This is a genomic window from Serratia sp. Nf2 (genome assembly GCF_003028435.1).
GTDB classification, from domain to species: domain Bacteria; phylum Pseudomonadota; class Gammaproteobacteria; order Enterobacterales; family Enterobacteriaceae; genus Serratia; species Serratia marcescens_L.
Genome location: NZ_PYTW01000016.1, coordinates 22487 through 30822, shown reverse-complemented (window position 1 = coordinate 30822; position 8336 = coordinate 22487). Strand labels below are relative to the sequence as shown.

At 53.4% G+C, this 8336-nt stretch carries 7 protein-coding genes and 1 pseudogene; all 8 read left to right on the top strand.

The window, feature by feature from the left end:
* A pseudogene (gene tuf / locus C9411_RS24630) lies at positions 1 to 164 on the top strand (elongation factor Tu); the annotation flags it as partial.
* Positions 165 to 424: 260 nt separating this feature from the next.
* A complete protein-coding gene (secE, locus tag C9411_RS24625) occupies positions 425 to 808 on the top strand; it encodes a preprotein translocase subunit SecE (protein ID WP_004929916.1) in 384 nt (127 codons plus the stop codon).
* A gap of 1 nt (position 809) precedes the next feature.
* The gene (gene nusG / locus C9411_RS24620; protein WP_004929914.1) at positions 810 to 1355 is read left to right on the top strand and encodes a transcription termination/antitermination protein NusG; all 546 of its coding nucleotides are present in this window, start codon (positions 810 to 812) and stop codon (positions 1353 to 1355) included.
* Between the two features lie 165 nt (positions 1356 to 1520).
* On the top strand, positions 1521 to 1949 hold the full coding sequence (rplK, locus tag C9411_RS24615) for a 50S ribosomal protein L11 (RefSeq protein WP_015376316.1): 429 nt from the start codon (positions 1521 to 1523) through the stop codon (positions 1947 to 1949).
* Positions 1950 to 1952: 3 nt separating this feature from the next.
* Positions 1953 to 2657: a 50S ribosomal protein L1 gene (gene rplA, locus C9411_RS24610; RefSeq protein ID WP_019456443.1), complete on the top strand. Its 705-nt coding sequence runs from the start codon at positions 1953 to 1955 to the stop codon at positions 2655 to 2657.
* Between the two features lie 338 nt (positions 2658 to 2995).
* Entirely contained in the window at positions 2996 to 3493 is a 498-nt protein-coding gene (rplJ, locus tag C9411_RS24605) for a 50S ribosomal protein L10 (protein ID WP_047729348.1), read from the top strand.
* Positions 3494 to 3556: 63 nt separating this feature from the next.
* Entirely contained in the window at positions 3557 to 3922 is a 366-nt protein-coding gene (gene rplL / locus C9411_RS24600; RefSeq protein WP_004929903.1) for a 50S ribosomal protein L7/L12, read from the top strand.
* Positions 3923 to 4254: 332 nt separating this feature from the next.
* Complete coding sequence (gene rpoB / locus C9411_RS24595; protein ID WP_063991784.1) at positions 4255 to 8283, top strand: DNA-directed RNA polymerase subunit beta; 4029 nt, start codon at positions 4255 to 4257, stop codon at positions 8281 to 8283.
* Positions 8284 to 8336: the final 53 nt, after the last annotated feature.

Sequence of the window (8336 nt, the reverse complement as noted above, 5' to 3'; positions counted from 1 at the left end):
CCATCGAACTGCCAGAAGGCGTAGAGATGGTAATGCCAGGCGACAACGTGAACATGATTGTCACCCTGATTCACCCAATCGCGATGGACGACGGTCTGCGTTTCGCAATCCGTGAAGGCGGCCGTACCGTTGGCGCAGGCGTTGTTGCTAAAGTTATCGCTTAATCGCTGATAAAGTTTGACGCGACACGCGGTAAAAGGGCATCATTTGATGCCCTTTTTCTACGCTGTGAACTAGAACCTATCTCATCAGCGATTTTGCAGTCATAATCATTGGTGAGATGGGCTCTTAAACCGTATTGACTGAAATACGTCATAGCGTAAAACACCGGGATATCGCTAACGCGGTATCCGATCGGTTTGGTTTGCCTCGCATTGCGAGGCAAAGTTGTTTGTTCTGAATCATCATTGTGACAGGTTGGTTTATGAGTGCGAATACCGAGGCTCAAGGGAGCGGACGCGGCCTGGAAGCGGCAAAGTGGCTGATCGTCGCCGTTCTGTTGGTTGTGGCTATTGTCGGTAACTATTACTACCGTGATTTAAGCCTGCCATTGCGCGCGCTGGCAGTTGTGCTGATCATCGCCGTTGCAGGTGCAGTGGCTCTGATGACCACCAAAGGCAAAGCCACCGTTGCGTTTGCCCGCGAAGCGCGTACCGAAGTACGTAAAGTGATTTGGCCAACTCGTCAAGAAACGCTACACACCACGTTGATCGTTGCCGCGGTAACCGCCGTGATGTCACTGATTCTGTGGGGGCTGGATGGTATTCTGGTCCGTCTGGTGTCGTTTATTACTGGCCTGAGGTTCTAAAATGTCTGAAGCTCCAAAAAAACGTTGGTACGTCGTTCAGGCGTTTTCCGGTTTTGAAGGTCGCGTAGCACAATCGCTGCGTGAACACATCAAACTGCACGATATGGAAGAGCTGTTCGGCGAAGTGATGGTGCCTACGGAGGAAGTGGTTGAAATCCGTGGCGGCCAGCGTCGCAAGAGCGAACGCAAGTTCTTCCCTGGCTATGTGCTGGTGCAGATGGTGATGAATGACGCCAGCTGGCACCTGGTGCGCAGCGTACCGCGCGTCATGGGGTTCATCGGTGGTACGTCTGACCGTCCAGCGCCGATCAGCGATAAAGAAGTTGATGCGATCATGAACCGCCTGCAGCAGGTCGGTGATAAGCCGCGTCCGAAAACGCTGTTCGAACCGGGCGAACTGGTGCGCGTCAACGACGGCCCGTTTGCCGATTTCAACGGCGTGGTCGAAGAAGTCGACTACGAGAAGAGCCGCCTGAAAGTTTCCGTTTCCATCTTTGGCCGTGCAACGCCGGTGGAACTGGACTTCAGCCAGGTTGAGAAAGGCTGATCGAATAATCAGCAACGAGTGGCCCGTTGCCGCTTGTCAAAGGCGCGAAATTGAACTACAATTTCGCGCCTTTTGTTTTTAGATGCCTTGCCTGACGCATGTTGGGCGAGGTGAAACACGGGGAGCCTCTTGCGAGGCGATACTACCCAAACCGAGGAAATTTAAATGGCTAAGAAAGTACAAGCCTACGTCAAGCTGCAAGTTGCAGCTGGTATGGCGAACCCGAGCCCACCAGTGGGTCCAGCTCTGGGTCAGCAGGGCGTTAACATCATGGAATTCTGTAAGGCATTCAACGCTAAGACTGACAGCGTTGAAAAAGGTCTGCCGATTCCGGTTGTTATCACCGTTTATTCTGATCGCTCCTTCACTTTCGTTACCAAAACCCCGCCAGCAGCAGTTCTGCTGAAAAAAGCGGCTGGTATCAAGTCTGGTTCCGGTAAGCCGAACAAAGACAAAGTAGGTAAAGTGACCCGTGCTCAGGTACGTGAAATCGCAGAAACCAAAGCTGCGGACATGACTGGTTCTGACGTTGAAGCGATGACTCGCTCCATCGAAGGTACCGCTCGTTCCATGGGCCTGGTAGTGGAGGATTAAGAGATGGCTAAGCTGACCAAGCGCATGCGCGTGATCCGTGACAAAGTTGATGCTACTAAACAGTATGACATCACTGAAGCTGTTGCTCTGCTGAAAGAGCTGGCCACCGCTAAATTCGTAGAAAGCGTTGACGTTGCCGTTAACCTCGGCATCGACGCTCGTAAATCTGACCAAAACGTTCGTGGCGCTACCGTTCTGCCACATGGTACCGGTCGTTCCGTTCGCGTTGCCGTATTTGCCCAAGGCGCTAACGCTGAAGCAGCGAAAGCTGCCGGCGCAGAGCTGGTAGGTATGGACGATCTGGCTGACCAGATCAAGAAAGGCGAAATGAACTTCGACGTTGTTATTGCTTCCCCGGATGCAATGCGCGTTGTAGGTCAACTGGGCCAGATCCTGGGTCCACGCGGCCTGATGCCAAACCCGAAAGTGGGTACCGTTACTCCGAACGTTGCTGAAGCAGTGAAAAACGCTAAAGCAGGTCAGGTTCGCTACCGTAACGACAAAAACGGCATCATCCATACCACTATCGGTAAGGTTGATTTCGACGCAGACAAACTGAAAGAAAACCTGGAAGCCCTGCTGGTTGCGCTGAAAAAAGCAAAACCTTCTCAGGCGAAAGGCATGTACATCAAGAAAGTTAGCCTCTCCACCACCATGGGTGCTGGCGTTGCTATCGATCAGAGCGGTCTGTCTGCCGCAGCGAACTAATCGCATTTGCGATTATCGCTTTGACTTGGGGCCAAGATTTGTCTAGAATCTTATGCCCCAAGGTTTTGCTATTGGCTATGCCGTAGGCAAAACAAAGATTTTTCGGTTGGAGCCTGGCCTATCCAGGCCTCCGTCCAAGACCGCAGGTGTATCGCAAGATACTTAATCCTTCCTGCGTAGACGGTGACAGAGCCTAAGAAAATTTTTCTTTTTTATAAAAGAATGTCTTTGCTGGATTCTGCTCACCGTGTTAAGCCGCTCAGCGTGGCGTGTGACAAAGCGCTGAGTGAAGTGAGTTCCGGGGAATTTTCCCCGGCTAATCCAGGAGCAAAAAGCTAATGGCATTAAATCTTCAAGACAAACAAGCGATTGTTGCTGAAGTCAGCGAAGTAGCCAAAGGCGCGCTGTCTGCGGTTGTTGCGGATTCCCGCGGCGTTACCGTAGATAAAATGACTGAACTGCGTAAAGCAGGTCGTGAAGCTGGCGTTTACATGCGTGTTGTTCGCAACACCCTGATGCGTCGCGTAGTTGAAGGCACTCCATTCGAATGCCTGAAAGACACGTTTGTCGGTCCTACCTTGATTGCATTCTCTCACGAACACCCGGGCGCTGCTGCTCGTCTGTTCAAAGAGTTCGCGAAAGCGAATGCAAAATTCGAGGTTAAAGCTGCGGCCTTTGAAGGTGAGCTGATCCCTGCGGCGCAAATCGACCGCCTGGCGACGCTGCCAACTTACGATGAAGCAATCGCACGCCTGATGGCAACCATGAAAGAAGCCGCTGCCGGCAAACTGGTTCGCACTCTGGCTGCAGTACGCGATCAGAAAGAAGCGGCGTAAGCCACTCTTTCTTAGCCTTTGCTAACGTATTTAAACTATTTCTGAATTTTAGGAACAATTGTTATGTCTATCACTAAAGACCAAATCCTGGAAGCAGTTGCCGCTATGTCCGTAATGGACGTTGTTGAACTGGTTTCCGCTATGGAAGAAAAATTCGGCGTTTCTGCTGCTGCTGCTGTAGCTGTAGCTGCTGGCCCAGCTGAAGCTGCTGAAGAGAAAACTGAATTCGACGTTATCCTGAAAGCTGCAGGCGCTAACAAAGTTGCTGTTATCAAAGCAGTACGTGGCGCTACCGGCCTGGGTCTGAAAGAAGCTAAAGACCTGGTTGAATCTGCTCCAGCCGCTCTGAAAGAAGGCGTGAGCAAAGATGACGCAGAAGCTCTGAAAAAATCTCTGGAAGAAGCTGGCGCAGAAGTTGAAGTTAAATAAGCCAACCTTTCCGGTTGCAGCCTAGTCTTTTAGGCTGATGGCTGGTGACTTTTTAGTCACCAGCCTTTTTGCGCTGTAGGGCGCCAGTAGCGTTTCACACTGTTTGGCTGCTGGTTTCGCCTCCCAATGTTTGTTTCTGTTGACGACTTAATATACCGCGGTCTTTGCACTACCAGGAGTTCTGGGGGAAGACGCGATGAAATGGTTTAAGCGTGATAGCAAGAGACATTGCGGAAAGTGTTCCCGCTTTCCGGTCGACAAAACGGTGTTGCATGAACTGTCCCTAATCGGACGGACAGATTGGGTCACTGATCAGCGAGCTGAGGAACCCTATGGTTTACTCCTATACCGAGAAAAAACGTATTCGTAAGGATTTTGGTAAACGTCCACAAGTGCTGGACATACCATATCTCCTTTCTATCCAGCTTGACTCGTTCCAGAAGTTTATCGAGCAAGATCCAGAAGGGCAGTACGGCCTTGAAGCCGCATTCCGTTCTGTTTTCCCTATCCAGAGCTACAGTGGCAATTCGGAGCTGCAATACGTTAGCTACCGTCTTGGTGAGCCGGTCTTCGACGTCAAAGAGTGCCAGATCCGTGGTGTGACGTTCTCTGCACCGCTGCGCGTAAAACTGCGCCTGGTTATCTATGAGCGCGAAGCGCCTGAAGGTACGGTCAAAGACATCAAGGAACAAGAAGTCTACATGGGCGAAATTCCGCTCATGACCGAAAACGGCACCTTTGTGATCAACGGTACTGAGAGGGTTATCGTATCTCAGTTGCACCGTAGTCCTGGCGTATTCTTCGACAGCGATAAGGGTAAAACCCACTCCTCGGGTAAAGTGCTGTACAACGCACGCATCATCCCTTACCGCGGTTCATGGTTGGACTTCGAGTTCGATCCGAAAGACAACCTGTTCGTGCGTATCGACCGTCGCCGCAAACTGCCTGCGACCATCATTCTGCGCGCGCTGAACTACACCACTGAACAGATCCTCGACCTGTTCTTTGACAAGATCGTCTTCGAAATCCGCGACAACAAGCTGCAGATGGAGCTGGTGCCAGAGCGCCTGCGTGGTGAGACCGCTTCGTTCGATATCGAAGCCAACGGCAAGATCTACGTAGAGAAAGGCCGTCGCATCACCGCTCGTCATATCCGTCAGCTGGAAAAAGACGACATTCAGAGCATTGAAGTACCGGTAGAGTACATCGCGGGCAAAGTGGTCGCGAAAGACTATATCGATACCAATACCGGCGAACTGATCTGCGCAGCCAACATGGAGCTGTCGCTGGATCTGCTGGCCAAGCTGAGCCAGTCCGGCCACAAGCGCATCGAAACGCTGTTCACCAACGATCTGGACCACGGCGCGTACATCTCTGAAACGCTGCGTGTCGATCCGACCAGCGATCGTCTGAGCTCGCTGGTAGAAATCTACCGCATGATGCGTCCTGGTGAGCCGCCAACGCGCGAAGCTGCCGAAAGCCTGTTCGAGAACCTGTTCTTCTCCGAAGACCGCTACGACCTGTCCGCGGTTGGCCGTATGAAGTTCAACCGTTCTCTGCTGCGCGACGAGATTGAAGGTTCGGGCATCCTGAGCAAAGACGACATCATCGAAGTGATGAAGAAGCTCATCGATATCCGTAACGGCAAGGGCGAAGTGGACGATATCGACCACTTGGGCAACCGTCGTATCCGCTCCGTCGGCGAAATGGCCGAGAACCAGTTCCGCGTAGGTCTGGTGCGTGTTGAGCGTGCGGTGAAAGAGCGTCTGTCTCTGGGCGATCTGGATACCCTGATGCCTCAGGACATGATCAACGCCAAGCCGATTTCGGCGGCGGTGAAAGAGTTCTTCGGCTCCAGCCAGCTGTCCCAGTTCATGGACCAGAACAACCCGTTGTCCGAGATCACGCACAAGCGTCGTATCTCTGCACTGGGCCCGGGCGGTCTGACCCGTGAGCGCGCCGGCTTTGAAGTTCGAGACGTACACCCGACCCACTACGGCCGCGTGTGCCCAATCGAAACGCCGGAAGGTCCAAACATCGGTCTGATCAACTCCCTGTCCGTGTACGCACAGACTAACGAGTATGGCTTCCTGGAAACCCCGTACCGCCGCGTGCGTGACGGCGTGGTGACCGATGAAATCAACTACCTGTCTGCTATTGAAGAAGGCAACTTCGTTATCGCCCAGGCGAACTCCAACCTGGATGAAGAAGGCCGCTTCGTAGAAGACCTGGTCACCTGTCGCAGCAAAGGCGAATCAAGCCTGTTCAGCCGCGACCAGGTTGACTACATGGACGTATCCACCCAACAGGTTGTTTCCGTTGGTGCTTCACTGATTCCATTCCTGGAACACGATGACGCCAACCGTGCATTGATGGGTGCGAACATGCAACGTCAGGCCGTACCTACCCTGCGCGCTGACAAGCCGCTGGTCGGTACCGGTATGGAACGCGCTGTAGCGGTTGACTCCGGCGTAACCGCCGTTGCCAAACGCGGCGGTGTGATCCAGTACGTGGATGCTTCCCGTATCGTTATCAAAGTTAACGAAGACGAGATGTACCCGGGCGAAGCAGGTATCGATATTTACAACCTGACCAAGTACACCCGTTCTAACCAGAACACCTGCATCAACCAGATGCCGTGTGTGAGTCTGGGTGAGCCAATCGAGCGCGGCGACGTGCTGGCGGATGGCCCATCGACAGACCTGGGCGAACTGGCACTGGGCCAGAACATGCGCGTAGCGTTCATGCCTTGGAACGGCTACAACTTCGAAGACTCCATCTTGGTCTCCGAGCGCGTGGTGCAGGAAGATCGCTTCACCACCATCCACATCCAGGAACTGGCGTGCGTGTCTCGCGACACCAAGCTGGGGCCTGAAGAGATCACCGCCGACATCCCTAACGTGGGTGAAGCTGCGCTCTCCAAGCTGGATGAATCCGGTATCGTGTATATCGGTGCGGAAGTGACCGGCGGTGACATCCTGGTCGGTAAGGTAACGCCTAAAGGCGAAACCCAGCTGACGCCGGAAGAGAAACTGCTGCGTGCGATCTTCGGTGAGAAAGCGTCTGACGTTAAAGACTCTTCTCTGCGTGTGCCGAACGGCGTTTCCGGTACGGTTATTGACGTGCAGGTCTTCACCCGCGATGGCGTGGAAAAAGACAAGCGTGCGTTGGAAATCGAAGAGATGCAGCTGAAGCAGGCGAAGAAAGACCTGACTGAAGAACTGCAGATCCTGGAAGCTGGCCTGTTTGCGCGTATCCACGCGGTGCTGGTTGCCGGTGGCATCGAAGCCGACAAGCTGAGCAAGCTGCCGCGCGATCGCTGGCTGGAACTGGGCCTGACCGACGAAGAGAAGCAAAACCAGCTGGAACAGCTGGCTGAGCAGTACGACGAACTGAAATCCGACTTCGAGAAGAAGCTGGAAGCCAAGCGTCGTAAGATCACTCAGGGCGACGATCTGGCGCCGGGCGTGCTGAAAATCGTCAAGGTTTATCTGGCCGTTAAACGTCAGATCCAACCGGGTGACAAGATGGCGGGCCGCCACGGTAACAAGGGTGTTATCTCCAAGATCAACCCGATCGAAGATATGCCTTACGATGAAAACGGCACGCCGGTAGACATCGTACTGAACCCGCTGGGCGTACCATCACGTATGAACATCGGTCAGATCCTGGAAACCCACCTGGGTATGGCTGCGAAAGGCATCGGTGAGAAGATCAACCAGATGCTGAAGCAGCAGCAGGAAGTGGCCAAGCTGCGTGAGTTCATCCAGAAGGCCTACGATCTGGGCGACGACGTTTGCCAGAAAGTTGACCTGAACACCTTCAGCGACGACGAAGTGCTGCGTCTGGCAGAGAACCTGAAAAAAGGTATGCCGATCGCAACGCCGGTGTTTGACGGTGCGAAAGAGACTGAAATCAAGCAACTGCTGGAAATGGGCGGTATCCCGACCTCCGGTCAGATCACGCTGTTCGATGGCCGTACCGGTGAGCAATTCGAGCGCCAGGTTACTGTCGGCTATATGTACATGCTGAAACTGAACCACTTGGTTGACGATAAAATGCACGCCCGTTCAACCGGTTCTTACAGCTTGGTGACTCAGCAACCTCTGGGTGGTAAAGCGCAGTTCGGTGGTCAACGCTTCGGTGAGATGGAAGTGTGGGCACTGGAAGCATACGGCGCGGCTTATACCCTGCAGGAAATGCTCACCGTTAAGTCGGATGACGTTAACGGCCGTACCAAGATGTACAAAAACATCGTGGATGGCGACCACCGGATGGAGCCAGGCATGCCGGAATCCTTCAACGTACTGTTGAAAGAAATCCGCTCGCTCGGCATCAACATCGAACTGGAAGACGAGTAATCGTCATTCCGGCTCAGGCTCCCCGCCTAAGGGAGCCTGAGGGTGGTTGTTCA

Bases quoted from the DNA above. Each gene is read 5' to 3' on its own strand.
- rplA (WP_019456443.1), top strand. From the start codon at position 1,953: ATGGCTAAGCTGACCAAGCGCATGCGCGTGATCCGTGACAAAGTTGAT.
- rplK (WP_015376316.1), top strand. From the start codon at position 1,521: ATGGCTAAGAAAGTACAAGCCTACGTCAAGCTGCAAGTTGCAGCTGGT.
- rpoB (WP_063991784.1), top strand. From the start codon at position 4,255: ATGGTTTACTCCTATACCGAGAAAAAACGTATTCGTAAGGATTTTGGT.
- rplL (WP_004929903.1), top strand. From the start codon at position 3,557: ATGTCTATCACTAAAGACCAAATCCTGGAAGCAGTTGCCGCTATGTCC.
- rplJ (WP_047729348.1), top strand. From the start codon at position 2,996: ATGGCATTAAATCTTCAAGACAAACAAGCGATTGTTGCTGAAGTCAGC.
- nusG (WP_004929914.1), top strand. From the start codon at position 810: ATGTCTGAAGCTCCAAAAAAACGTTGGTACGTCGTTCAGGCGTTTTCC.
- secE (WP_004929916.1), top strand. From the start codon at position 425: ATGAGTGCGAATACCGAGGCTCAAGGGAGCGGACGCGGCCTGGAAGCG.